We start from the raw sequence: 23418 nt of genomic DNA, 5'->3' as shown, positions 1-23418 counted from the left end.
AACTTACCTCTTTCTTTTCATGTTGTTTGTTTTTGTTTTCTCTATTTCTCAGCCTTTTACGGCACCTGAGAACATACCTCTGATCAGCTGCTTCTGTCCTGCAATGAATATGGAAATGGACGGAAGGATAATCAGTACTACGCCTGCGATCATCAATGTAATAGACTGGGAGTCTACGCTGTCCAGCATACCGATACCGATCTGCACAGTACGCATCTTGTCTGATCCTGTCACAAGTAATGGCCACATGTACATATTCCATGCATTAATAAATGTGTACACTGCCATAGCTCCCATTGCTGATTTTGTCAGCGGCATCAGAATCTGCCAGATAAATCGCAGATTGGAGCAGCCGTCAATCTTCGCTGATTCATACAGCGAAATCGGAAATGTAAGATAAAACTGTCTGAACAGGAAGATTCCCATTGCAGATGTGAGATAAGGCACGATCAGTACCTGATAGGAATCCAGCCAGTTCCATCCGCTGACTGTCAGGTAATTGGAAATAATCGTTGCCTCTCCCGGAATCATCATAGTTGCCATCACCAGCATAAACAGCACATTTTTTCCTTTGAAATCCAGAAAGGAAAAGGAAAACGCTGCCAGTGAACAGGAAATGATCTGTCCGAAAGTGATGAGACCTGCTACCAGGAAAGAGTTTACTACAAAACGAACCAGTGGAACCTTCTGCAGTGCCTGTCGGAAATTCTCCAATGTCGGATGTTTGGGCAGGATATTCATATCCAGAGTAAAAAGTTCACCGGATGGCATAAATGCAATACTTACTGCGTATAAAAGAGGCAGAAGAACAATTAACGCCACGACAATATTTAATGCAATGTGTCCGGCAGTTCTGGCCACTCTTTTATATTTCTGCTGCGCCAGCATTTTTGCTTTTACTTCCTGAAACCTCTGGCGTTCCAGAGCCATCTGTTTTTCTTTTTCAGCAGTGATGCTGCCTATCTGTGACATTAATATTTCACTCCTTTTTTCTCGATTTTAAACATTACCAGTGTAAGTACCAGCACGATCAGGAAAAGTACAACTGACTGGGCTGCTGCACTTCCAAAACGGTAGTTAAAGAATGCATCTCTGTAAATAGAGTACACGATCAGGTTTGTAGATTCTCCCGGACCGCCCTGTGTCAGGATCTTGACCTGTCCGAATGACTGAAATGCCTGGATGATGTTTACTACTAATGTATAGAACATCATTGGTGCCAGTCCCGGAAGTGTCAGGCGGTAGAATTTCTGAAATGAACTTGCTCCGTCTACAGAAGCCCGTTCATAAATAGTTTCATCAATGTTACTTAATCCTGCTGAAAAATACAGGAAGTTGATCCCGCTATTGAGCCATGCAGTAAGAACTGCTACGCAGATCAGTGCATATTTCGGATCACTGACCCAGTTGATATCCAGATGGAAAATCTTGTTGATGATTCCCACGGACGGATGAAGCATGATCTTGAAGATCATAGCTGCTGAACTGGATGCGATTGCCATTGGCAGTGCATATGCAGTACTGAAAAAACGGATTCCCGGAAATGTTTTGTTGCAGAGGACTGCTGTTGTAAGTCCCAGGATCATACTGACTGCAACTACGATCACAACAAAGATCAGAGTAACTGCCAGACTGTTCCAGAATGAGGATGACTGTAATAATTCTTTGTAGTTGCCAAGTCCTACGAATAGTTTTGCCTGTCCCATCTTATTCGTTTTAAAAAGACTTAAGTATAAAGTCTTAAAAAACGGGTAGAATAAGAAGATTCCAAAGATCAGAAAGCTTGGAAACAGGTATGCGTAGGCACCTGTGTTTTTTAACTTCTTCATGTATTGAACACCTTTCCTGTTTTTATGAGTTTTATATTGAACTTTTGAACAATATCATTGCTTATGAAAACATCCCTTTTCTCAGAGTGATATTCTCCTGAGTTTCCAGATCAAATGCTGAAATGTATGCCATGTCGATCCAGAGTGTTACTTTATCGCCTTTATCAAGCAGACTGTCACCGGAAACTTTTGCACAGCAGTCCTGACCATCGTGATTGAAATGAAGGATTACTTCTGCCCCAAGCAGTTCTCTGGCTGTGACTGTGACTTCCATTTTCCACTCTCCTCTGGTATCTGCTTCTGCGGGTTTTTCCAGGAAATGTTCCGGACGGATTCCGAGTTCAATGTTTCTTCCAACATAGCCCTGACGTTTCAGGATTTTCCATAAGAAATCCGGGATTGGGATGTCTCCGTCGTTCTCTGTACGGAATGTAGGGATTCCTACCTTTTCCATTGCCAGACCTTTGATAAAGTTCATAGATGGAGAACCGATGAATCCTGCAACAAACCGATTTACCGGATAAGCATACAGATTCTGCGGAGTATCTGCCTGCTGTACCACTCCCTGATTCATCACTACGATCCTGTCTCCCAGAGTCATTGCTTCTGTCTGATCATGAGTAACGTAAATAATGGTGTTTCCAAGGGCTTTGTGAATACCTGCAAGTTCTACCCTCATCTGGGTACGAAGTTTTGCATCCAGATTGGATAATGGCTCATCCATAAGAAGTACTTTCGGCTCACGGATGATGGCATTTCCGATAGCTACTCGCTGACGCTGACCGCCTGAAAGATTCTTCGGTCTTTGTTTCAGCAGATTTTCCAGTCCCAGAAGTTCTGCCACATGGTGAACTCTTTTATCAATTTCTTTTTTCGGTACTTTTCTTACCTGCAAAGAGAAAGCAATGTTATCGTAAATATTCATCTGTGGATAGAGAGCATAGCTCTGGAAAACCATTGCAAGGTCGCGCTCTTTTGGTTCCAGATAGTTGACCAGTTTGTCTCCGATCCATAATTCACCGTCGCTGATATCTTCCAATCCTGCGATCATTCGGAGTGTGGTTGACTTTCCGCATCCGGACGGACCAACGAAAACTACCAGTTCCCCTTTTTCTATTTCAAGATTAAAATTCTTTACTGCCTGAAAGCCGTTTTCATAGCTTTTGCAGATGTCTCTTAATATGATTTCCGACATTTGATTTTCTTTCCTCTCCTGCTTTTACAATTAATATTTTTCACTGATATTTTGGGGTCGGGCTGTTTTGGCAATGTAATACCTTTTCAGTTATCTTTATGAAAAATATCCGGCAAGTTTCCCCAGTGACTGGCACCGGAAACCGTTTTTCCATTCTTCTGCACTGGCTTCGCCTGTCAGTACCAGACAACTGTCAATGCCTGCCCGTTTCCCGCATTCCATATCTGTGTAGATTCTGTCACCGATAAGCAGGGTCTGTTTCGGAGTGCATCCTGTTTCTTCCAGACAGGCATATACCATTCCGGGTGCAGGTTTACCGATATATTCCGGTTCTCTGCCAACAGATGCCGTAATCATCCGGCAGATGGAACCGCAGTCCGGTACCATTCCGAAATCAATGGGGCAACGCAGATCCGGATTTGTTGCAAACCAGGGAACCTTTGTCTCTGTGAGCTGTTTGCAGACCTGAACCAGTTTCTCATAGGTAAGCTCTGTATCATAAGCGCAAAGTACGCAGTCTACATCATCCCCTGCCTGATCTGTGATGTTCAGGCCTGCTTTTCGCAATTCGCTGCAGTAGGTTTCGGTAGCTGCTACCAGGATTTTCTCGTTTCCGTAATATTTCTTCATGAAATCTCTGGCGTAAGTTCCTGCAGTGATAAATTCCTCTTCCGTAGTTTCAATTCCCCAGTCATGAAACTGCTCTACATAATCACTGACTGCTTTGGACGAGTTATTTGTCAGAAACCGGAAAATTCCACCGTTTTCTTTTACTGTCTGAAGAAAGTCTGCTGCACCCGGAAGAAGTTCACTTCCCAGAGCAACAGTTCCGTCAATATCCAGGAGGAACAGCTTTTTTTCTTTTATCATTGATGCAAGATTGTTCTGCATATTAATATTTCTCTCCTCTTTTTGAGCTATATTTCTTTTTATTGTCATTGCACTGTTCACCGATATTTTGCTTTTGACCACTAGAGCGTGTTTGAAAAATGCTCTGGTATTATTATAAAAACTTTTTGGCATCACCAACAATCTTATTTTGGTCAAATGAATGTTAAATGCGCATAAAAAAATCACGACTGTTCGCCGTGATTTTTTTACATTTTGATTTTATTGCTGTTGCCTTAATTACCTGTTTCTGCCTTATTCAGGTATTGAGAATGAGCTCTTTTCTCATTTTACTTAGATTTTATTTGTTTATTTTACAGAGATTCCGGTCTTTCTACCTCATAGTTTGACCAGTCAGTCAACTGTAGTAGATGCAGATGTATCTGCACTGTCCTGATAAGAGCCTACTGTGATTGTATAATCACTGTCGCCTTTTACATAAGTTGTTCCGTCTGTTTCTACGATGGAGACTGTTTTGCCGTCTGCATCTGTGATAGTTCCTGTGTTTGACAGGGATGTGATGGTGCTGTTGCCGTAGAGCCCACAGATATTGCTGTTATCATAACTCCCATGATCATTGCCAGATGTTTATATTTCATAGTAATACCTCTCTGTTCTTTCTATTTTGAATTTTCTCTGTTTCTTTTGTTTTTGTTGATGGTATTACTATATCTAATAAATATGTTTGATCTATGGTCAGTCTGCGAAAAAAATGTGTTCTCCTATAAATGGTACATTTCAGATTTGCGGTGTTTTAATAATGGAAGCTGCTCTCTGATCTGGTCTTCCCGGTCCAAATCTATTTCTTCTATTAAAATGCCCTCTTTCTCATCCAACTGTTTCATGACCCTTCCCCAGGGATCTGTTACAATAGAATGTCCCCAGGAAATATATCCTGCCTGTGTATCTCTGGCAGGAGCACATCCAAGCATATATATCTGATTGTCAAGGGCTCTTGCACGGAAAGTCAGTTCCCAATGTGCAGGGCCTGTAGTCATATTAAATGCTGCAGGGACGAAAATCATCCTTGCATCGTCCAGTGCCATTGTGCGGGCAAACTCCGGGAAGCGGATGTCGTAGCAGATCATGACACCCATTTTCCCAAATTCAGTATCAAATACTGTGGCATGATCTCCCGAAGTCAGAGTATCTGATTCTTTAAAGTACTGGCCATTTTTTACATTGATATCAAAGAGATGAGCTTTTCTGTGCTTGCCAATCTGTTTTCCATCTCTGTCAAAAATATAAGAAGTGTTGTAAACATTTCCCACATCATCTGCTTCCGGCATGGAGCCAGCGATCAGATAAATATGATACTTTCTGGCATAATCAGACATTGCCTGCCAGGATGGACCACCTTCTTTTTCTGCATAAACTGGAAAATTTTCGGTCTGATACGGACAGCAGAACATCTCCGGAAGGATTACAAAGTCCGGATTTTCTGCCTTTATTTTTTCTATATAAGTGCCGGCAGTACGGATATTTTGTATTTTATCTTTTACTGTGGGCATCTGAATTGCTACTACTTTCATATGCGTCCTCTCCTTTCTTTTATCTATTATAGCCGAAAAAAATCACATCGCCAATCCTACATTAAAACATCCCCCACGCATGAACAGTCTTTCCATGTGTGGGGGATATTGATTTTCCGCAGGCAAGTTGTTAAATGCACCTGCATTCAGTTGATTTAATTAATTATTCTTCATAACCATTCGGGTTATTGGACTGCCATCTCCAGGAGTCGGCACACATTTCTTTAATTCCGTTCTCAGCTTTCCATCCCAGTTCTCTCTCTGCTTTGGAAGCATCGGAATAGCAGGTTGCAATATCACCTGCACGGCGTGGTTTGATTACATATGGGATCTTAACACCTGTAGCAGCTTCAAAATTCTTCACAATGTCAAGAACGCTGTAGCCCTTTCCTGTACCAAGGTTGTAAATGCTTAAACCGGAATTATCTTCGATTTTCTTAAGAGCTTTTACATGTCCTTTTGCAAGGTCAACTACGTGAATGTAATCTCTCACACCAGTTCCGTCCGGAGTATCATAATCATTTCCGAATACACCAAGTTCTTTCAGTTTTCCAACTGCAACCTGTGTGATGTATGGCATCAGGTTGTTCGGGATTCCGTTTGGATTCTCTCCGATGGTTCCGCTCTTATGAGCACCAATCGGGTTGAAGTAACGAAGAAGAACCACATTCCATTCCGGATCTGCTTTCTGAATGTCTGTCAGGATCTGTTCCAGCATGGATTTTGTCCATCCGTATGGGTTTGTACACTGTCCTTTTGGACACTCTTCTGTGATCGGGATAATTGCCGGGTCTCCGTATACAGTTGCAGATGAGGAGAAGATAATGTTCTTTACATTATGTTTTCTCATAACATCTACCAGTGTTAATGTTCCTGCAATGTTATTCTCATAATATTCCCATGGCTTTGCAACAGATTCTCCTACTGCCTTTAAGCCTGCGAAATGAATACAGGAATCAATATTTTCTTTATCAAAAATTTCATTTAAAGCATCACGGTCCAGGATATCTGCTTTGTAGAATTTCACTGGTTTGCCTGTGATCTTGGATACTCTGTCCAGTGATTTCTCGCTTGCATTGCTTAAGTTATCCAGAACTACAACATCATATCCTGCGTTCTGCAATTCTACAACTGTATGGCTTCCAATATAGCCTGCTCCACCTGTAACTAAAATTGCCATAATAATTCCTCCTAACCTGTCTTCCTGCTACAATACTTGTTTTTTTGCAATTTCTGTTAATTTTTTCTTTTTCAACAATACCTATATTAGTTCACAGCATCAGAAATATCCTTGATAATTCTGAGTGTAATCTATAAAATTCTGCGATATCCTGTTTCACATCTGCAAAATTTACCTCTGTATTTTACAGCACCCTATATTCAGAACTGTAAAATACCGTTGCCTGACACATCATGTATTGTAGAAAATCCTGCGAAAATATGATTTCTCTCATATCCCCGCAGGATAATTCTATCCGAATCAGTTCATAAATACAAGTCTTTATGGACATGTACATTTTTTTATACCTGTTTATACTTATTTACAATCTCTTTCATCCGGGAAAGTTTTTCTTCCATGTCTTTCACCAGTTTGAACTGTGTTCTGCAGCGATCCAGATTATGTCCCTCTCTATGAATCTTGAAATAATGATCTCCCTCCAGATAGTCTGTGAGGAAACGCATCCCACATGCAAAGGTCATAAGAATTGCTCCCATGGGAAGCATATCCAGTTCTGTCCACCGTATTATGAAAATTTACGATGGTTTCATGAAGAGTTTCTGCCGGATAGTCCGCAAGCAGCCTCTGGAAATGTCCGAAAGCAACTGCACTCTGGTAAAAATCTTCCTCATCTTTTACTATGTCATAGCATGTGGCATTTTCAATAAACAAATATACTCTCCAGTATTCCCCATCCTCATCTACATAATAAGGAAGTCCATCCTTTGTCATCACAAGATTCAGAGTCTCTCTCCACATCTCCACCGTTTTCCTGAATCTTTTTCTTCAGCCAGGCAGTAACACCTCTGACATTCTCCATCAGTTCCACGGGTTTGGTAAAAATACTCCTGTTCATTTTCTGAAGAATATAATGTTTGCCTGTATCATAAGTCAGGCGATAAGTATCATTGATATGTCCGCTTCCATAAGGAACACATTCTGTCAGATTATCTTCCAGAACAAATGCACTGGTGATATTCTTTATCTCCCGGTTAATTTCCACTCAATTATTCCTCCCATAATTTCTGTGGATACAGCCCTCCATCTTTTAAATTCTGAATGGCAGCTACTACCACAGGTTTATCTTCTTTGTAGGTTACGCCATACCATTTATCCATAGATTTCAGAACCTTTACAGTTGCTCTCTTCTCACCGAGAAGTTCATCTACTACAAATGGCAGGAAATATTCACATTTCAGCGGGTTTACTTTCAGATTCTCATCCAGGAATTTAGGGAATCTGTCTTTCAGCTCTTTTAGGATACTTGCGGAAAATCCCCACATATTCATGGATACTGTACTGCCTTCCGGAAGCATAGTCCATGTTTTTCCATCGTCTTCTGTATAAGCTGTGCCGCCGTCATGCTTTTCGATATGGGTACGCTCGTTGATCTTAAGAAGATGTCCTTCTTCATCTGTAACGCACACACCTCTTGCCACATGGCCATTCTCTGTCAAAGTATTTTCCAGTTTATAGCCGACCATCATATATCTGTAAGTATCTGCGGTATCTTCGTTCTCTGTCAGGAAATCATATGCCATCTTAAATGCATGGCTTCCATAATAGTCATCTGCATTGATTACAACGAATGGTCCGTCGATTTCATTGATACAGCTTAATACGGCATGTCCGGTTCCCCATGGTTTCACACGTCCTTCCGGTACTTCATAGCCTTCCGGAATATTGTGAAGATCCTGGAAAACATATGATACTTCCAGCTGATTACTGAGGCGGTCACCGATGGCGCTTCTGAAGTCTGCTTCATTTTCTTTTTTGATAATAAATACTACTTTTTGGAATCCGGCCTGTACTGCATCATAAATGGAGAAATCCATGATGATGTGTCCCTCTTTGTCCACCGGATCGATCTGTTTCAGACCGCCGTAACGGCTTCCCATACCTGCTGCCATAACTACTAATACTGGTTTCTTCATAATTTTTTTCCTCTTTTCTTTAAATGTTTTTCGTTACTCTCAGATTACCTGGTAACTTTTTACATTCATCTTATCATACTATGATTTCGAGGTCAAAACGTGTTACATAATACCTTTCACAATCGCAAACAATTGGTATTGTCCTGCTGTCCTCTAATATTATCCCTTAATACCACCGGTAACACCACCGATGATCTTCTCAGACAGGAAAATATACAGAATAAATGTCGGCAGGAATACAATGATTACCGCTGCGAACATTCCGGCCCAGTCACCTGTATATTTCATGGAGTTGATCATTCCATAAAGTCCAGGTGCAACAGGTTTCAGCTTGTCTGAGCTTGCGAAGATCAATGACAGGAAATACTCGTTCCAGATATTAATAAAATTAAAAATTGTCACTGTTACAATTCCTGACTGTGCCATGGGAAACATGATTTTCCAAAAAGTACGTATGGGAGGGCATCCGTCGATTGCTGCCGCTTCCTCATAGGTTCTGGAAATATTGCTGAAGAATGTAAGCAGGAAAATGGTCGTATAAGGTACATTAATTCCTACATATAATATAATCAATACAGTTCTTCCTGCTGCCACATTATTCAGGATTCCCATACCGGAAATAATGCTGAAAAGGGGAAGAACAACCATGATTGCCGGAACACCCATGGCAGATACGAAGCTGGTCTGGATAAATTTATTTGCAATAAAATCAAATCTGGACAATACATAAGCTGCAGGTGCACACACCAGAATCAGAATTGTACAGAAAATCACGGAATAGATCAGAGAATTTCCGAAGAAGCCTGCGACTCCGGCACCGTTCCATGCTTTAGCATAATTTTCAAAATGTAATCCGGACTCAAACTTCAGGGCTTTTCCCTGGAAGATTTCTGCTGTTGTTGAAAAGCTTGCCCCGAATACCCATCCCAGAAGCGCAATGGTAAAGATTACCCAGAGCAGCAGGATGATGTATCCCGGCAGGAGTTTGACTTCTTTTTTCAGATTAAAGGGTCTGCGTGCCTCTTTTTCTTTTGCCATTTCTCATCCCTCCTTAGAATTCCAGATCATCATCTTTGATCACTCTGTTACAGATTGTAAATACAATGACTACGCAGACACTGAGCAGTACACCGATGGCCGCTCCCAGACCTGCATTTCGTTCTGTAACTGTATTACCGCCGCCAAAAATCTGCATATACATATAAACATAAGGGGTAATTGTCTGTGTGTCTGCAGTTACTGTGGAGAAAAGCTGTGACCATACAAAAAAGCCTACACTGCTTACAGACCACACGATATCTACCATCTGACAAGTGGGCAGCTCATCTTTCACAGACCAAATGAATTTCATAACCTTATTGCCATAGGAAATACCGCTCCTAATATTGTGGTAGTTTCTTTTGAATGCGATTCTCCATGTATGAAATTCTTTGAGAAAAAGTTGCTGAAACTTTCTGATTCTGAGAGAAATCTCATGGGAATGCTGATCGCTGAGGCCCGCCGCTGTATCGCAACCCCTCTGGATGACCCTTATACAGAAAAGATGGAAAAGAAAGAAGATTTTTTGTTTGGTTCTCAGCAGCTGATCCGCGAAAACCAGATGAACTTCGCACAGATTTCGGAATTTCTGGGATACTCTTCCATCCATTACTTTTCCAGACAGTTTAAAAAAATTTCCGGAATGACACCTACAGAATATATTACATCAATAAAGGCGCTCTCAGAACGAGAGCGCCAGTAATACCAGACAGCTTTTTTCTTATTTCATATTACTGAGATTTTCAATAAATTCCTCCGGTGTTTCCTCCAGTTTTGTGAGTTTTACAAGTTCTCTCTGTAACCCGTCTTTATAATCTGCCGTTTCCAGTCCTGCTGCCCACATATAAGTTTTTTTCATTTTATCCAGATAATCACTTGCCTCCGCAATGGCTTCCGGCCATTGGGCATTCTCTGCATCTGCCGGAACAGACTGCACAGCATCAGTGATTTTCATATCATTTTCTCCAGTGCAAATGGAATAGGCAAAATCAAAGGCTTCCTGCTTTTTCTCAGATCTGTCAGTAATTCCAAAGCCCTGGGCACCTGCCATAAGCCCCTCAGTGCCATCCACTCCATCATTTACAGAGGGCCAGGGAAAAAATCCCCATCGAATATCACAACGTGTATTCTCCATCACTTCATTTGGTCCCCATGACCCCTGCAGGAACATAACAGCCTCTTCATTGCCAATCTGATTTTGTCCCTCCGGATACTCGGCCGGAGAAATTTCGCTCATATACCCTGTCCAGAATAAGGTTCTGATATCTTCTGCTGCCTGTAACGCCTCCGGAACCTGATCCCAGGTATCATTCTTAATAATCCGCGCTACTTGATCCTGTCCTACATATCTGGCCAGCTGATACCCAAACAATAAATCAAGATAGGCAGAATCACAGACCATAGGGCTGGCACCAATGTCACTTATTTTAAGCTTTCTGCACACTCTGAGAAACTTTTGCCAGGTTTCCGGAATATCCTCATCTGTAAGACCAGCCTTCTCCCAAAGATCCTTGTTATACCACACTCCTGTTATATAAGGCTGATAAGGCATGGTCAGAAGCTTATCCTTTCCCCACCTTTCAATCTGTTCCAAAAGTATGGGCATTACATGTTTCTCATAATCTACGGAAGCAGCTATTTTTTTCAGATCAGTGAGATATATTCCATGCTCCTGCACCATTCGCTGATAATCATCATCAAAAAGATCTATTTCTTCTCCTGCGTCTAAGGCCGGTCCGATCAGAGATCTGATCTCCCTGCCCTTCCACTGGATCTCCACAGAAATACCTGTAGCCTCCTGATAGGCGTCTGCTGCTTCTCTGATCACCTCTGCCTGGGGTTCATCCTCTTCCCACATAGACCAATATATAATACTCTGTTCCGGGATTTCATCGGATGCGGATGCAGGAATCTCTCCTGCTGCAAGCAATATCGAAAGGCAACTCAAACCAACCAAAATGCTTTTCCATTTTTTCATACTGAAAATACCCTCCATTGTCTCTGCCACCATAAAAACATAACTGTATTATTCTATTTTCCCTAATATTCATCTGTCTGTCAATCCCCAAAAAGAAAACGCATTACCATTTATCCCATTCCTGGTAATGCGTTTTATATTTTTTTAATTTTTAAATAAAATCTCCATCTTTGTTCCCCGTCCGGGTTCACTGTCAAGGAGTATCTTTGCATAATGTAAAGCTGCACCATGCTTTACAATAGAAAGCCCCAGACCTGTACCTCCAGTTTCACGGGAATGACTTTTATCTACTCTGTAAAAACGTTCAAAAATCCTCTGCTGTTCGTTTTCCGGAATACCGATTCCGTTATCTTCCACACGGAAATAAGATTTTCCATTGAGTTTTCCCACAAAAACCTTAACCTCTCCACCTTCTGATGTATAACGTATAGCATTGTCCGTAAGATTATAAAACATTTCATACAATACATGACGTACTCCCTGAATCTGTGCAGAGTCTCCTGCATATTCCAGCCTGATTTTTTTCTTTGCCGCACGATTCTGGAGATTATTGATCACATCTTCTCCAAGTTCACCCAGGTCAACAGGCTCAAACATAGTTTCCCCATTTTTCTCATCCAGTCTGGAAAGCTGGATAATATCTGCAACCAGATTGGATAACCGTTCAGACTCATGATAAATTCTTCCTGAAAAATCCTGCATCTTATCCTGTGGGACCATTCCGTTCATCATAAGCTCTGCATATCCGGAGATTGACATAAGAGGAGTTTTCAATTCGTGGGAAACATTTGCTGTGAACTCTTTTCTCGCACTTTCTGCATTCTTCAGATCTTCCAGCTGCTTCTGAATCTGTCTGTTCTGCTGATCCAGACGAAAAAGCAATGGCCTTAATTCTTCGTAACATACATGCTCCAGAGGATGTTCCAGATCAATCCGGTTGATAGGCTCTATCAGCTTTCTGGTCTGTTTCTGTACAAGAAAAAGTTCAATTACAAGAATCACGCATACCAGTCCGCCAAGCAAAAGAAAGCTGGTTAGCATTGTTAACAGAAGACTATCTGTAGTCCTGGCTACTCGCAGAACCTGATCATCCTTTAATTTTACAGCATAATAAAACGTCTGTTTGGATAATGTGTCTGAATAGCGGACCATCTCACCGGATCCCTGCTTCTCAGCTTCAATAAATTCCGGTCTGTTACTGTGATTTTCCATTTCTTCCGGATTCTCAATACTGTCAAACAACACCTGACCATCTTTTCCCAGAAGAGTGATCCTGCTGCTGGTGGCATCTCCGACCCTGTCTGAGAGAAAAGCCTCTCCGTCTTCTTCCAGACCGGTTTTAATATATGCAGCCTCATCCCTTACGCCCTGCTTCATATATATGTCATATCGGTTATACATAACGGTTCCTGCTGCCAGAAATGTAAGTATTACTGATAGGATAATAAGCAAACTTGTATGACTGAATATTTTCTGTTTCATCTCTTCCCCTATTCTCCAATCCTGTAACCCACTCCACGGACTGTCTCGATCAAATCTCCGGCTTCACCCAGCTTCTGTCGTAAAGTTCTCACATGAACATCCACAGTTCTTGTTTCACCATCAAAATCATATCCCCACACATGGCAGAGAATCTGGTTTCTGGTCATGACCAGACTTTTATTTTCCATCAGATACTGAAGAAGTTCAAATTCCTTTCTGGTGAGTTCAATCTTTTCTTCCTGATATCGCACTTCATGGCGCCCTACATTCAGATAAAGTTCCCCATAATGAAGTTCCCTGTCCTCATTCTGACGGGCACTTCGCCTGAGTACAGCTTTTACTCTGGCAATAAATTCCATCATTCCAAAAGGCTTGGTAATATAATCATCTGCTCCGCCTTCCAGTCCTTTTACTTTATCAAATTCCGCTTCCTTGGCCGTTACCATGATCACCGGAACATCTTTCACCGACGACATACTTTTCAGCTGTGCCAGGATTGTATAACCATCATCTCCCGGAAGCATGATATCCAGAAGGATCAGCTGCGGTATCTCTTCCTTAAGTGCTTTCATCAGCTCAGCACCATTCCCAAACCCCTTGGCTTTGAATCCTGTTGTTTCCAGTGTATAAATAAGAAGCTCTCTGATATTACGTTCATCTTCCACACAATAGATCATCTTTTCTTGCCCTCCTCTTTATTTTTCAGTATACTTATTTTTTCATATTTACACAAGTCTGTAACCTGTATCCTCCCCAAATTCCATTACCCCAGTCAAGAAAATCCATTGCTGTGAGTAGGTCAGTAACATGAAAAATCCGGTGCATCTCCCAGAGTATATTCCAGGGTGCCCGGACTTTTCTTTTTCTGTTATTTTTTATACCAGTTTCTATCCACCATTCAGATAACTTCCATATGATTATGACAACTGATATTTAATCCGTGCATCCTCCAGCTCGTGATAGAAGGCTTCGTCTGGATGGGTTTTCACTGTATTCAGATGGCTGTGCGTATCATACAGATCTTCACTAACCTGTGTTACACAGACACCGATATTGGAGCAGTGATCTGCCACACGTTCCAGACAGGTGGTGATGTCCGAAAGGATAAATCCCATCTCAATGGTACATTCGCCGTTTCGCAGTCTCTGTACATGACGACGTTTCACTTCTTTGGAAAGCTCATCTATTACTTCTTCCAGCGGTTCGATCTTCTCTGCAAGCTGCGTATCCTGTGTATCAAAAACTTTGTATGCCATATTGATAATATCTTCCACTGCCTGTCCAAGCACCTCCAGGTCCTTCTTTGCATTTACGGAAAACTTCAGTCCTTTTTCATAAAGCTCCTGTGCTGATTCCATAATATTTACCGCATGGTCGGAAATACGTTCAAAATCCCCAATACAGTGAAGCATAATGGAAAGGCTGTGACTGTCTGCTTCTGAGATATCTTTGTGGCTCAATTTCACCAGATAAGTTCCAAGTTCATCCTCATAACGGTCAACCTTGGCTTCCATATTTTTTACACAATCTACACCTTCTTCACTGTACTTATCCACCAGATCCAGTGCTGTAAACAGTGCATTGTGGGATTCTTCTGCCATTTTTCTGGCTGCATTGCGGCTCTGCTCTACTGCAAATGCCGGTTTCTCCAGAAAACGAGGCTCCAGGATCATAAACTCTCTGTCCTCTGCTGAAACAACAACGTCCTCTTTTTTGTCCCGGATTGTAAGACAGGCAAGTTTCTCCAGTCCCTTTGCAAAAGGAAGGAGAATGATCGTTGCAGTAACATTAAATACACTGTGGATAACAGCAATTCCTGCCGGTGTTGCTACCTGATGGAAGAAAGAAAATCCAACAACTGCATTTATAAGATAGAATACAGTCATAAAGATAACCGTACCGATCAGGTTGAAATACAGATGTACTGCTGCTGCACGTTTTGCATTCTTCTTGGCTCCGATTGCAGAAAGGATTGCAGTAATACAGGTTCCGATGTTCTGTCCCATAATGATCGGGATTGCTGCACTGAACGGTACTGCACCTGTAAGACACAGGGCCTGCAGAATACCTACGGATGCAGAAGATGACTGGATCACTGCAGTAAGAAGGGCACCTGCTATAACACCTAACAACGGATTTGAAAATTTAAGTAACAGGTTTGTAAATTCCGGCACTTCTGCAAGGGGTTTTACAGCAGAACTCATCATATCCATACCGTACATCAGGATTGCAAAACCAATAAAAATACTTCCGATATCTTTCTTCTTTGAATCATTGATAAACAAAATAAAAATCACACCAATGATCGCAAGCACAGGGGAAAATGATGTTGGTTTAAACATCTGAATGATAAAATTATCACTCTGTATTCCTGTCAGGCTTAAGATCCAGGAGGTGATCGTAGTACCAATATTGGCACCCATGATCACTCCTACTGCCTGTGATAATTTCATGATCCCTGAATTTACAAAACCTACTACCATAACAGTCGTAGCTGAAGATGACTGGATCACTGCTGTTACTCCTGCTCCCAAAAGCACTGCTTTTATGGGATTTGAAGTAAGATTTTCAAGAATCTTCTCCAGCTTTCCGCCGGAAACCTTCGCAAGGCCATCTCCCATTGCATTCATACCATACAAAAATAATGCAAGGCCTCCGATCAATGTTAATATACTGAATAAATCCATGATTATTCTCCTTTTCCCTTTTCATAAGTATATGGTTATTTACTTTCTGCCATCTGATGGCAGTCTCAGACATGTGCAGGCATATATATATATGTTTTTTTGCGATACATATCCCTGACTTGCTTCTCATCATAACCATGCTTTGTAAAATCATCCCTATGAGAATGTTAAATCCATGTAAAATTTCCAGTCATCCTATTCATTCTGTGTAAGGTTCCCATAAATCCATCCGTATTTTTGATATAAAAATAAAAAGAACCATTGCAGGAGATATGACACTAACCGGTGTTCATCTCTTACAATAGTTCTTTTATCAATCCGGATCCTGTATTTCGACAGTATTATTATCAGAATCCGCGGATCTCTTCATCCTCGGAACCAGTCTTATCAATAGAACGGATTTCCAGGAAGTAACTGTAGTTATCATTTACCTTTACTTCCACTCTGTCTCCAACCTTGTGACCTTTCAGAGCCATACCAATGGGAGATTCAATGCTGATGCGGTTTTCCATGGAGTTTCCTCTTATGGAAGTTACCAGCTTATATTTCTCAATCTCATCGTCTTCCTCGAAATATACCTCTACAATATCATCCATTCCAACTTCATCGTCTTTGGAATCATCAGAAACAATGGTTGCTGTTTTCAGCATATTCTCAAGGTAGCGGATGCGGCTTTCATTCTGGTTTTTGTGCTTCTTTGCCGCATAATACTCAAAGTTCTCACTCAGATCCCCCTGGGCTCTTGCTTCTTTTACAGCTTCGATTGCCTCTTTTCGTACAACCAGCTTGCGGTGGTCAATCTCCTGCTGGATTTTCTCAACATCCTTCTGTGTAAGCTTTTCTTTCATGACTGCATCTCCCTTTTACTGTTTTCCAAGTCTTTTCTCTTTCATATATTGTGCCATTTCATCAGAAATATTGTCGATCAGATAATTTTTACTGCTCTGACGTTTCTCATGCCATTGCTGGCGGATCTGATTTTCTGTAGCTTTTATTTCGTCCCGAAGACCTCTGGCAGACATACGGTGGGCACCCTGTCCCATGATGATAATCTGCTCCAGTCCATCGGAGGTAGCTACCGTTACCTGGTTTTCACGGCCGATCTTATGGACCGTTTTCTCGATATACTGATCTGCTGTCTCAGCTTCTTTTGTGTAGACTACGTGGATGTTATGATAGGTGATCACTTCCTCTGCATGGCCCTCTATCTTGTAAGCGTCAAATACAAGAATTAACGTACATTTCTTAAAGCCCTGATAGTTGCTCAGAATATCCATCAGTTTTGTCTGAGCTGCATGGAGGTTTGCATCTGCCAGCTCTTTTAAATCTTCCCAGGCATAGATGATGTTATAGCCATCTACAAGGAGATATTCTTTTTCTTTCTTCTTAGCAGAAGAACTGTTGCGGTAATAGCTGCCGCTGTCAGATTTTGCAGAAAATGTTCTCTTAAACTGTGGTTCTTTGTAACGCTTGACCGGTCCGAAAGTTCTCTCAAAAATAGCTTTCAGTTCTTCCTCATCCTCATAGCTTCCTACGCCGGCATTCTTTGGCGGGCAATAACCTGAGTCTCCCTGATTCCTTCCATTCCTGTTTCCTGCTGTACTTTCTTCACTATCCGATATGGTATCACTCAGCTCAGACTCGTCAACCCCTTCTAAGTGCATATAATCCTCTACTTCATACCATGGCACCACAAATCCAGCTCCATGAGCACAAAATACAGAACCCGTGGGATTGTCCAGGTCACGTTCGGAATCATATCCAATCTCCTCTACAATTTCATCCTGATTCTGACATGGGGCATAGCCCTTCAATGAACAGAATAATCTGCCCCGTCCCTTTGTATAGGAGGTTACCTGTGTCTGATAATCTCGCATCATTGATACAGGCGCACTCCCCTTCAATACCATCATATCATCCTCATCCGCTTCCGGCTGCTGGAAGGTTCCATTCATTTTCTGAATATCAGTCATAGCACGCCCGATCATATCTCCCGGAATCTCAAGTCTGAACTCATAATATGGCTCAAGCAGGACACTCTTTGCTTTCTTTAATCCCTGCCGCACAGCCCTGTACGTCGCCTGCCGGAAATCGCCGCCCTCTGTGTGTTTCAGATGGGCACGTCCTGTGATCAGTGTGATCTGCATATCTGTGATGGGAGAACCGGTCAGTACTCCCGGATGCTCCCGTTCTTCCAGATGAGTCAGGATCAGTCGCTGCCAGTTACGATCCAGCACGTCCTCACTGCATGCAGTAAAAAACTGCAGTCCACTTCCCGGCTCTCCCGGTTCCAGAAGCAGATGTACTTCTGCATAATGACGCAGTGGCTCAAAATGACCTATCCCTTCTATCGGCTCTGCAATCGTTTCTTTATATACAATATTTCCTGTGCCAAACTCTACTGCTACATGGAAACGCTCCCAGATCAGATGCTTTAATATCTCGATCTGAACCTCACCCATCAGCATGGCATGGATTTCTCCAAGCTGCTCGTTCCATACAATGTGAAGCTCCGGTTCCTCCTCTTCCAGCTCTTTGAGTTTCTTCAGCATCTGGTGAACATCACAGTCCTCGGGAAGCAGAATTCTGTAATTTAATACAGGTTCCAGAACCGGCATCTCAGATTCCCGTTCAATCCCAAATCCCTGTCCCGGATGTGTCTGGGAAAGGCCGGTCACTGCACAGATAGTTCCTGCAGGAGCTTCCTTTGCAAGCTCAAATTTCGCACCGGAATAAATACGGATCTGATCCGCTTTCTCTGTATCTGTAAGAAGTTCCTTTACCTTCAATGTTCCTCCGGTGATTTTCATATAGCTTAAACGATTGCCCTGATCATCTCTGGCAATCTTGAATACTTTTGCCCCGAACTTAGACGGATATGTCGGTGTCTCGCAGTATTTTTCCAAACCATGGAGGAATTCTTCTACACCTGTCATTTTCAGCGCAGAGCCAAAGAAACATGGGAAAAGTTTTCGCTCTTTGATTACTTTTTGGATATCTGATGTTGATATTTTCTCTGTTTCCAGGTATTTTTCAAGCAGTTCCTCATCGCAGACAGAAACATCTTCCAGAAACTGAGAATGCAGAGCTGATATTTCATCTTCTGCTTTCTCCGCTGTTTCGTCAATACTATTTTCCATTCCACTTGTGTTTTCCCAGGTGAAATCAACGCAATTATCACTTAATCGCTTCTTTAATTCTGCCAAAAGTTTCTCTTTATCAGTTCCGTCCTGATCCATTTTATTGATAAACAGGAACGTCGGGATCTGGTATCTTGCCAGAAGTCTCCATAAGGTCATGGTATGTCCCTGCACACCATCCGCTCCATTGATTACAAGGATGGCATAATCCAGAACCTGCAGTGTCCTCTCCATCTCTGCCGAGAAATCCACATGTCCCGGCGTATCCAAAAGAGTTATCCCCCTGTTCCCCAGTTCAAACTCTGCCTGTTTGGAAAAAATCGTGATTCCGCGCTCCCGCTCCAGGTTATAGGTGTCCAGATAAGCATCCTTATGATCCACCCGCCCCAGCTTACGAATCTTTCCAGTCAAATACAAAATCCCTTCCGACAACGTAGTCTTACCGGCATCTACGTGCGCAAGGATACCTACAACAAGTTTCTCCATAGTATATTTAAAAGCTCCTTTTTCTTTATGAATTGATATATAAGTATTGGCTTAAATAAAATTAATCGTTTGTATCAATTAAAGAACTATTTTAACATAAGAATCTATATAATTCCAATATGGTTCTACTTTAATTTCCTGTGTCTCCGCCGGTGTTGCTTTGTCGGTTCTTTACATTCCAATATGGTTCTACTTTAATGATTGTGCCAAGAAACTTGCTCGTACATATAGTTACTTTACATTCCAATATGGTTCTACTTTAATCCAAGTGGCGTACTGATATCTACATTGTTTGCCTGCTTTACATTCCAATATGGTTCTACTTTAATAGAGTATAGCCGCTAACCCAATACCTTGACAATTACTTTACATTCCAATATGGTTCTACTTTAATCTATAGCTGTCAGTTCCGCATATTTTTTATGCTTATTTGCTCATTTTTGCCGACTTCACTATATCTGTTCTATTTTCCCATTCATTTTATCATGTTTTTCATCAAAAAACCACTCATTCCCTTTATTTACATACCATTGTCGACCTCTTCGCATTTTTATTTTATCGAACATCGACAGAACTTTTCATTATTAATCTACATCATCTACAATTCTATAATATCCCATTTCATCATATCGACATTGCATAACTTTAATTTTTTCGCCTGGACTCAGATTAATTGATTGATATTGATGCATACATCCTTTTTTCATAGCCTTTTCATAAGAGTTCCAGTGATAATATGGAATTTCAAGCGAATACTGCAAAATATTACTTCTTAAACATTTTCTTTCAATTGCAGTTAATCTTTCTGAATTTAATTTCTGAGATATAGTATCTATTTCTTCTTTATATTTTTCATATACTGTTTCAGGAATGATCGTCTCACTTAAAATATTTCTCAATTTATTTTCATTTTTCTTAAAAGAATATATACTAATAGAATCTATGAAACGATACTTTTCCCTAAATTTCTTTATAAAATGACTTTGAGAAATATTTTCCGTTGTTAAGTATCTGTTAATCAACTCTTGTTTCTTACTTTCAGATAGTTTTCCATTAATATCATGGATTGATTTATTTGACAACTCAAATATTGTTTTATCAATAAATCCTTTATTCCCCAATATGAAATCGCCCTCATCCAATTGCGTATATACATAACAATTGTACATGGTCACATTTTTTGCGCCTTTTCTATTGCATCTTCCAAATCTCTGAAACAAAGAATTTAAATCAAGAAGCTCTGTAAATAAATAATCAAAATCAATATCAAGGCTTGCCTCTACAATTGATGTCGCAATCCAAATTCCCGATTGTTTATCCAGATTCCCATTTTTGTCATAAGTCTTTCCAAATTTTATAATTTCTTCTTCAAGTTTAGTTCTGTCTTTTTTTATGAAACGACTATGAAAAATATTTACAGTAACTGATATATTTTTACCTGCTACTTCTGCCTTCACTTCTTCCATAAGTTTTTGTGCCGTAGCAATTTTATTACAAACTACCAGTATTTTATTACTGATGCCTTTTCTTTCATTTTCTTCATATAGATCCAGAATATCTTTTGCATTAATTTTTCTATCCCTGACTTCTACATTATGGCGAATGGAATCATTAATAAATACTTTTTGATTGTCCTTTGAAAATCCAACATATTTTTCTAATAACTCTTTTACAAATGGAGATAATGTTGCTGTCATAATCGCTATTTTTCCACCCATCTTTGCAATATGTTCCAGTCCATATATTAGATAGGCCAACAAATCAGGGCTATACATTTGAATTTCATCAATTACAATTCTTGAGTAAGACAAGGTTGTCAATTTCAATTCATATCCCTGATATTTAAATACAAAATTAAATAGCTGATCCATTGTTGAAATACTTAATGGAATAGAAAATGCTTTTCCCCTTTGCTCATACTGAAATATTTCTTCATCTGTTCCCACATTCTTTTTGACATAATACTCCAACGATTCAGAATGAAGAAGACTGACTTTCTCAGACAAATTTTCATTTTCCAGTATATCTTCGCACACTCTGTCATAGATTGCATTAATCGCAGTTCGTAACGGTAACACAAAATATCCTTTATGATTTCCAATCCACCATAAACCGCCCTCCGTTTTTCCCATTCCTGTTTGAGCTATGGCAATAATATTCTGATTTTGTTTTTCCATACAAAATCGTTGTAGTGAATTCCATTCCACATTGGGATTTTTTCTTTGCCACTTTCTCATACAATTTTCCAATCCCTGTTCCAGAAAATCATGAGGATACTCAATCATATAATTTCCACTGGCACTATAATCACATTTATGTAAATACCCTTTAATTTTTACTGCTCGAGTATCTTCAATATCCTTAACCATAGCCAATTGAGTATAAAACTTTTTGGATAATTTGAAAATTTCATTTTTAACCTCGGCTAAATTTTCCTTAATTGTATCTTCTCTCTCCAAAATAGTCTTTATCGGATCACAATAATCATGATGATACATTACTGCAAAGCAGACTCGTGCATAATCCCGTTATCATGCCCTTTTATCTTTTGAACCTGGTCCTCATTTACAAAATATACTGACAGTACATTATGTGGGATTTCTCTATCTGGATCAAAATATTGTTTTTCTTTTGCGAGAACTCTCTGTTGAAATCTTTCCGTTACTTTTCCAATATCATGATAATAACAAGCCTGTTTTACCAATTCGTATAAGTCATCTGAGTCAATATATCCCATTGTTTTTAATGTTTCTAAATGCGTCAATAAATCATTTATATGTTGTTGAATCGTTTTATCTGGCTTTGCCCAATACCTTTCTAAATTCATCCTTTGTCTCCTTCATTTCCCAGAATGCATTCCTTTATTATAGAAGCAAGGCAGCAAACTCCCATTTGCTGCCTCAATTTTAAAGAAAATTAACAATATAATTTTTCCCATCTTCCTGATCCAGGTATATTCCATTTCCAATTTTATCGATACCATATTGTGAAATATATACTACAGATTTTTTTTCAAAAATTCTTTTTCCATCTTTTAACTCATAATTTTTATTCAGATAATATCTGGTTCCATTTGCTTTCATACGATTTCGTATTTTATATGGATAAACCTTTCTCTCATCCGTTTCTTCATCCAGTTTCAGAGCTTCAGAATCTATATAAGCAGAATACTCACTTGTCGCCGAAATATTTCCAGTTTCAACTAAATCTATAACTTTTGCCTGCTGTATATCTACCATGTCTTCACTTCTTCCAATAGATTTTATGTCAGTCCAATGCTGTTCCAGATCATGTAAAACCGCATCATCTGCCTGTATATGAATAATCAATTGAATATTATTCAGAACTTCATAAAATTTCATAGACTTAGTTAATGTCCGAAAATAAGAAATAGGTTTCGTATAGTTTTCTCTTACATATTCATCATATCGCTGCTTTATTTCTTTCTCATACTTTTTAAGCTCATTTTCTCTCTGAAGTACACTTTCATATGGAATGCCCGCTGCTTTTGCCTTTTTTCTTTTCTCTGCTAATGCTTTTTTTCTTTTCTTCAAATGATTTAAAACTGGCCCAAGTCTATTTTTCTTGAATTCAGAAATAGTATCATTTAAATCCTTTAACTGTTGATACTCTTTCAATAATGTTTCATTGTATACCTGAATTGTTATATTTTTTCGAAAACTATTTCCCTGTGGTTTCTTAGCTACAGCAACCTTGTCAAACGCAGTCGACAGCATTTCTCCATTTTTCATTTTTACAAGAATTCCTCTGTCATCTTGTAAAGAATTCAAGAAACAATAATCGGTATACGGTTCACGATGCATAGATTCATACTGTCCTTGTATACTTACATTCATTGGATGGTATTCTGTGTATCCACATGCTTTATGCAACGCTCCAATTACTGTTGAAAAAGGGGGGAGCGGATATGTCATTTTATTATCCACACATTCTGGTTTCCTGTAATTTGCGCTCGTCTGACGGATAACCAGTCGAAATGCTTTCATAAC

19 protein-coding genes, 2 pseudogenes and 1 CRISPR repeat array are annotated in these 23418 nt (G+C 40.1%); of the genes and pseudogenes, 1 reads left to right on the top strand and 20 read right to left on the bottom strand.

What is annotated here, in order from left to right; all coding sequences use genetic code 11:
- Nucleotides 1-48: 48 nt before the first annotated feature.
- From ACTNDS_RS13790 to ACTNDS_RS13740, 11 genes and pseudogenes are all read right to left on the bottom strand, one after another.
- Nucleotides 49-888, bottom strand: coding sequence for a carbohydrate ABC transporter permease (locus ACTNDS_RS13790; RefSeq protein ID WP_226840044.1), 840 nt, complete (start codon nucleotides 886-888; stop codon nucleotides 49-51).
- Between the two features lie 83 nt (nucleotides 889-971).
- Nucleotides 972-1829 carry a carbohydrate ABC transporter permease gene (locus ACTNDS_RS13785; RefSeq protein ID WP_022379913.1) on the bottom strand — a complete coding sequence of 286 codons (858 nt, stop codon included), beginning with the start codon at nucleotides 1827-1829 and terminating at the stop codon, nucleotides 972-974.
- Between the two features lie 61 nt (nucleotides 1830-1890).
- Entirely contained in the window at nucleotides 1891-3024 is a 1134-nt protein-coding gene (locus tag ACTNDS_RS13780) for an ABC transporter ATP-binding protein (protein WP_441036396.1), read from the bottom strand.
- A gap of 96 nt (nucleotides 3025-3120) precedes the next feature.
- On the bottom strand, nucleotides 3121-3915 hold the full coding sequence (locus tag ACTNDS_RS13775) for an HAD-IIA family hydrolase (protein WP_441036394.1): 795 nt from the start codon (nucleotides 3913-3915) through the stop codon (nucleotides 3121-3123).
- A gap of 455 nt (nucleotides 3916-4370) precedes the next feature.
- The gene (locus tag ACTNDS_RS13770) at nucleotides 4371-4511 is read right to left on the bottom strand and encodes a hypothetical protein (protein WP_441036393.1); all 141 of its coding nucleotides are present in this window, start codon (nucleotides 4509-4511) and stop codon (nucleotides 4371-4373) included.
- Between the two features lie 123 nt (nucleotides 4512-4634).
- Nucleotides 4635-5444: a carbon-nitrogen hydrolase family protein gene (locus tag ACTNDS_RS13765; RefSeq protein ID WP_441036392.1), complete on the bottom strand. Its 810-nt coding sequence runs from the start codon at nucleotides 5442-5444 to the stop codon at nucleotides 4635-4637.
- A gap of 163 nt (nucleotides 5445-5607) precedes the next feature.
- Nucleotides 5608-6624, bottom strand: a complete 1017-nt coding sequence (galE, locus tag ACTNDS_RS13760) for a UDP-glucose 4-epimerase GalE (RefSeq protein ID WP_177285109.1) — start codon at nucleotides 6622-6624, stop codon at nucleotides 5608-5610.
- Nucleotides 6625-6965: 341 nt separating this feature from the next.
- A pseudogene (locus ACTNDS_RS13755) lies at nucleotides 6966-7666 on the bottom strand (hypothetical protein).
- Between the two features lie 4 nt (nucleotides 7667-7670).
- Entirely contained in the window at nucleotides 7671-8597 is a 927-nt protein-coding gene (locus tag ACTNDS_RS13750) for a nucleotidyltransferase family protein (RefSeq protein WP_022380562.1), read from the bottom strand.
- Nucleotides 8598-8756: 159 nt separating this feature from the next.
- Nucleotides 8757-9635 carry a carbohydrate ABC transporter permease gene (locus ACTNDS_RS13745; RefSeq protein ID WP_441036390.1) on the bottom strand — a complete coding sequence of 293 codons (879 nt, stop codon included), beginning with the start codon at nucleotides 9633-9635 and terminating at the stop codon, nucleotides 8757-8759.
- A gap of 13 nt (nucleotides 9636-9648) precedes the next feature.
- Nucleotides 9649-9891, bottom strand: a pseudogene (locus tag ACTNDS_RS13740) (sugar ABC transporter permease); the annotation flags it as partial.
- Nucleotides 9892-10017: 126 nt separating this feature from the next.
- Here ACTNDS_RS13740 and ACTNDS_RS13735 point away from each other — a divergent pair.
- A complete protein-coding gene (locus ACTNDS_RS13735; protein ID WP_291816165.1) occupies nucleotides 10018-10338 on the top strand; it encodes an AraC family transcriptional regulator in 321 nt (106 codons plus the stop codon).
- 18 nt (nucleotides 10339-10356) lie between these two features.
- Here ACTNDS_RS13735 and ACTNDS_RS13730 read toward each other — a convergent pair whose 3' ends face one another.
- From ACTNDS_RS13730 to cas5, 9 genes are all read right to left on the bottom strand, one after another.
- A complete protein-coding gene (locus ACTNDS_RS13730; protein ID WP_441036387.1) occupies nucleotides 10357-11613 on the bottom strand; it encodes an ABC transporter substrate-binding protein in 1257 nt (418 codons plus the stop codon).
- A 144-nt stretch (nucleotides 11614-11757) separates the two neighbouring features.
- Complete coding sequence (locus ACTNDS_RS13725) at nucleotides 11758-13095, bottom strand: ATP-binding protein (protein ID WP_441036385.1); 1338 nt, start codon at nucleotides 13093-13095, stop codon at nucleotides 11758-11760.
- Between the two features lie 8 nt (nucleotides 13096-13103).
- Entirely contained in the window at nucleotides 13104-13772 is a 669-nt protein-coding gene (locus ACTNDS_RS13720) for a response regulator transcription factor (RefSeq protein ID WP_441036383.1), read from the bottom strand.
- Nucleotides 13773-14012: 240 nt separating this feature from the next.
- Nucleotides 14013-15782 carry a Na/Pi cotransporter family protein gene (locus tag ACTNDS_RS13715; RefSeq protein ID WP_441036382.1) on the bottom strand — a complete coding sequence of 590 codons (1770 nt, stop codon included), beginning with the start codon at nucleotides 15780-15782 and terminating at the stop codon, nucleotides 14013-14015.
- Nucleotides 15783-16129: 347 nt separating this feature from the next.
- The gene (gene greA / locus ACTNDS_RS13710; RefSeq protein WP_008705914.1) at nucleotides 16130-16630 is read right to left on the bottom strand and encodes a transcription elongation factor GreA; all 501 of its coding nucleotides are present in this window, start codon (nucleotides 16628-16630) and stop codon (nucleotides 16130-16132) included.
- Between the two features lie 15 nt (nucleotides 16631-16645).
- A complete protein-coding gene (locus ACTNDS_RS13705; RefSeq protein ID WP_441036379.1) occupies nucleotides 16646-19408 on the bottom strand; it encodes an NYN domain-containing protein in 2763 nt (920 codons plus the stop codon).
- A 105-nt stretch (nucleotides 19409-19513) separates the two neighbouring features.
- Nucleotides 19514-19802: a CRISPR direct-repeat array (repeat unit 30 nt; unit sequence CTTTACATTCCAATATGGTTCTACTTTAAT).
- Nucleotides 19803-19992: 190 nt separating this feature from the next.
- Nucleotides 19993-21906 (bottom strand): CRISPR-associated helicase Cas3', encoded by a 1914-nt coding sequence (gene cas3, locus ACTNDS_RS13700; protein WP_441036377.1) that lies wholly within the window; start codon nucleotides 21904-21906, stop codon nucleotides 19993-19995.
- Nucleotides 21906-22235: a CRISPR-associated endonuclease Cas3'' gene (locus ACTNDS_RS13695; RefSeq protein ID WP_441036375.1), complete on the bottom strand. Its 330-nt coding sequence runs from the start codon at nucleotides 22233-22235 to the stop codon at nucleotides 21906-21908. The genes cas3 and ACTNDS_RS13695 overlap by 1 nt, the downstream gene beginning before the upstream one ends.
- Nucleotides 22236-22314: 79 nt before the next feature.
- Nucleotides 22315-23415, bottom strand: a complete 1101-nt coding sequence (gene cas5 / locus ACTNDS_RS13690) for a CRISPR-associated protein Cas5 (protein ID WP_173720708.1) — start codon at nucleotides 23413-23415, stop codon at nucleotides 22315-22317.
- Nucleotides 23416-23418: the final 3 nt, after the last annotated feature.

Source organism: Blautia sp. HCP3S3_C12 (assembly GCF_052064155.1).
GTDB lineage: Bacteria > Bacillota > Clostridia > Lachnospirales > Lachnospiraceae > Blautia_A.
The sequence above is the reverse complement of the archived record's forward strand: the minus strand, read 5'-3'. Positions and strand labels throughout refer to the sequence as shown.

Bases quoted from the DNA above. Each gene is read 5' to 3' on its own strand.
- ACTNDS_RS13790 (WP_226840044.1), bottom strand. From the start codon at position 888: ATGCTGGCGCAGCAGAAATATAAAAGAGTGGCCAGAACTGCCGGACAC.
- ACTNDS_RS13785 (WP_022379913.1), bottom strand. From the start codon at position 1,829: ATGAAGAAGTTAAAAAACACAGGTGCCTACGCATACCTGTTTCCAAGC.
- ACTNDS_RS13780 (WP_441036396.1), bottom strand. From the start codon at position 3,024: ATGTCGGAAATCATATTAAGAGACATCTGCAAAAGCTATGAAAACGGC.
- ACTNDS_RS13775 (WP_441036394.1), bottom strand. From the start codon at position 3,915: ATGCAGAACAATCTTGCATCAATGATAAAAGAAAAAAAGCTGTTCCTC.
- ACTNDS_RS13770 (WP_441036393.1), bottom strand. From the start codon at position 4,511: ATGAAATATAAACATCTGGCAATGATCATGGGAGTTATGATAACAGCA.
- ACTNDS_RS13765 (WP_441036392.1), bottom strand. From the start codon at position 5,444: ATGAAAGTAGTAGCAATTCAGATGCCCACAGTAAAAGATAAAATACAA.
- galE (WP_177285109.1), bottom strand. From the start codon at position 6,624: ATGGCAATTTTAGTTACAGGTGGAGCAGGCTATATTGGAAGCCATACA.
- ACTNDS_RS13750 (WP_022380562.1), bottom strand. From the start codon at position 8,597: ATGAAGAAACCAGTATTAGTAGTTATGGCAGCAGGTATGGGAAGCCGT.
- ACTNDS_RS13745 (WP_441036390.1), bottom strand. From the start codon at position 9,635: ATGGCAAAAGAAAAAGAGGCACGCAGACCCTTTAATCTGAAAAAAGAA.
- ACTNDS_RS13735 (WP_291816165.1), top strand. From the start codon at position 10,018: ATGAAATTCTTTGAGAAAAAGTTGCTGAAACTTTCTGATTCTGAGAGA.
- ACTNDS_RS13730 (WP_441036387.1), bottom strand. From the start codon at position 11,613: ATGAAAAAATGGAAAAGCATTTTGGTTGGTTTGAGTTGCCTTTCGATA.
- ACTNDS_RS13725 (WP_441036385.1), bottom strand. From the start codon at position 13,095: ATGAAACAGAAAATATTCAGTCATACAAGTTTGCTTATTATCCTATCA.
- ACTNDS_RS13720 (WP_441036383.1), bottom strand. From the start codon at position 13,772: ATGATCTATTGTGTGGAAGATGAACGTAATATCAGAGAGCTTCTTATT.
- ACTNDS_RS13715 (WP_441036382.1), bottom strand. From the start codon at position 15,782: ATGGATTTATTCAGTATATTAACATTGATCGGAGGCCTTGCATTATTT.
- greA (WP_008705914.1), bottom strand. From the start codon at position 16,630: ATGAAAGAAAAGCTTACACAGAAGGATGTTGAGAAAATCCAGCAGGAG.
- ACTNDS_RS13705 (WP_441036379.1), bottom strand. From the start codon at position 19,408: ATGGAGAAACTTGTTGTAGGTATCCTTGCGCACGTAGATGCCGGTAAG.
- cas3 (WP_441036377.1), bottom strand. From the start codon at position 21,906: ATGTATCATCATGATTATTGTGATCCGATAAAGACTATTTTGGAGAGA.
- ACTNDS_RS13695 (WP_441036375.1), bottom strand. From the start codon at position 22,235: ATGAATTTAGAAAGGTATTGGGCAAAGCCAGATAAAACGATTCAACAA.
- cas5 (WP_173720708.1), bottom strand. From the start codon at position 23,415: ATGAAAGCATTTCGACTGGTTATCCGTCAGACGAGCGCAAATTACAGG.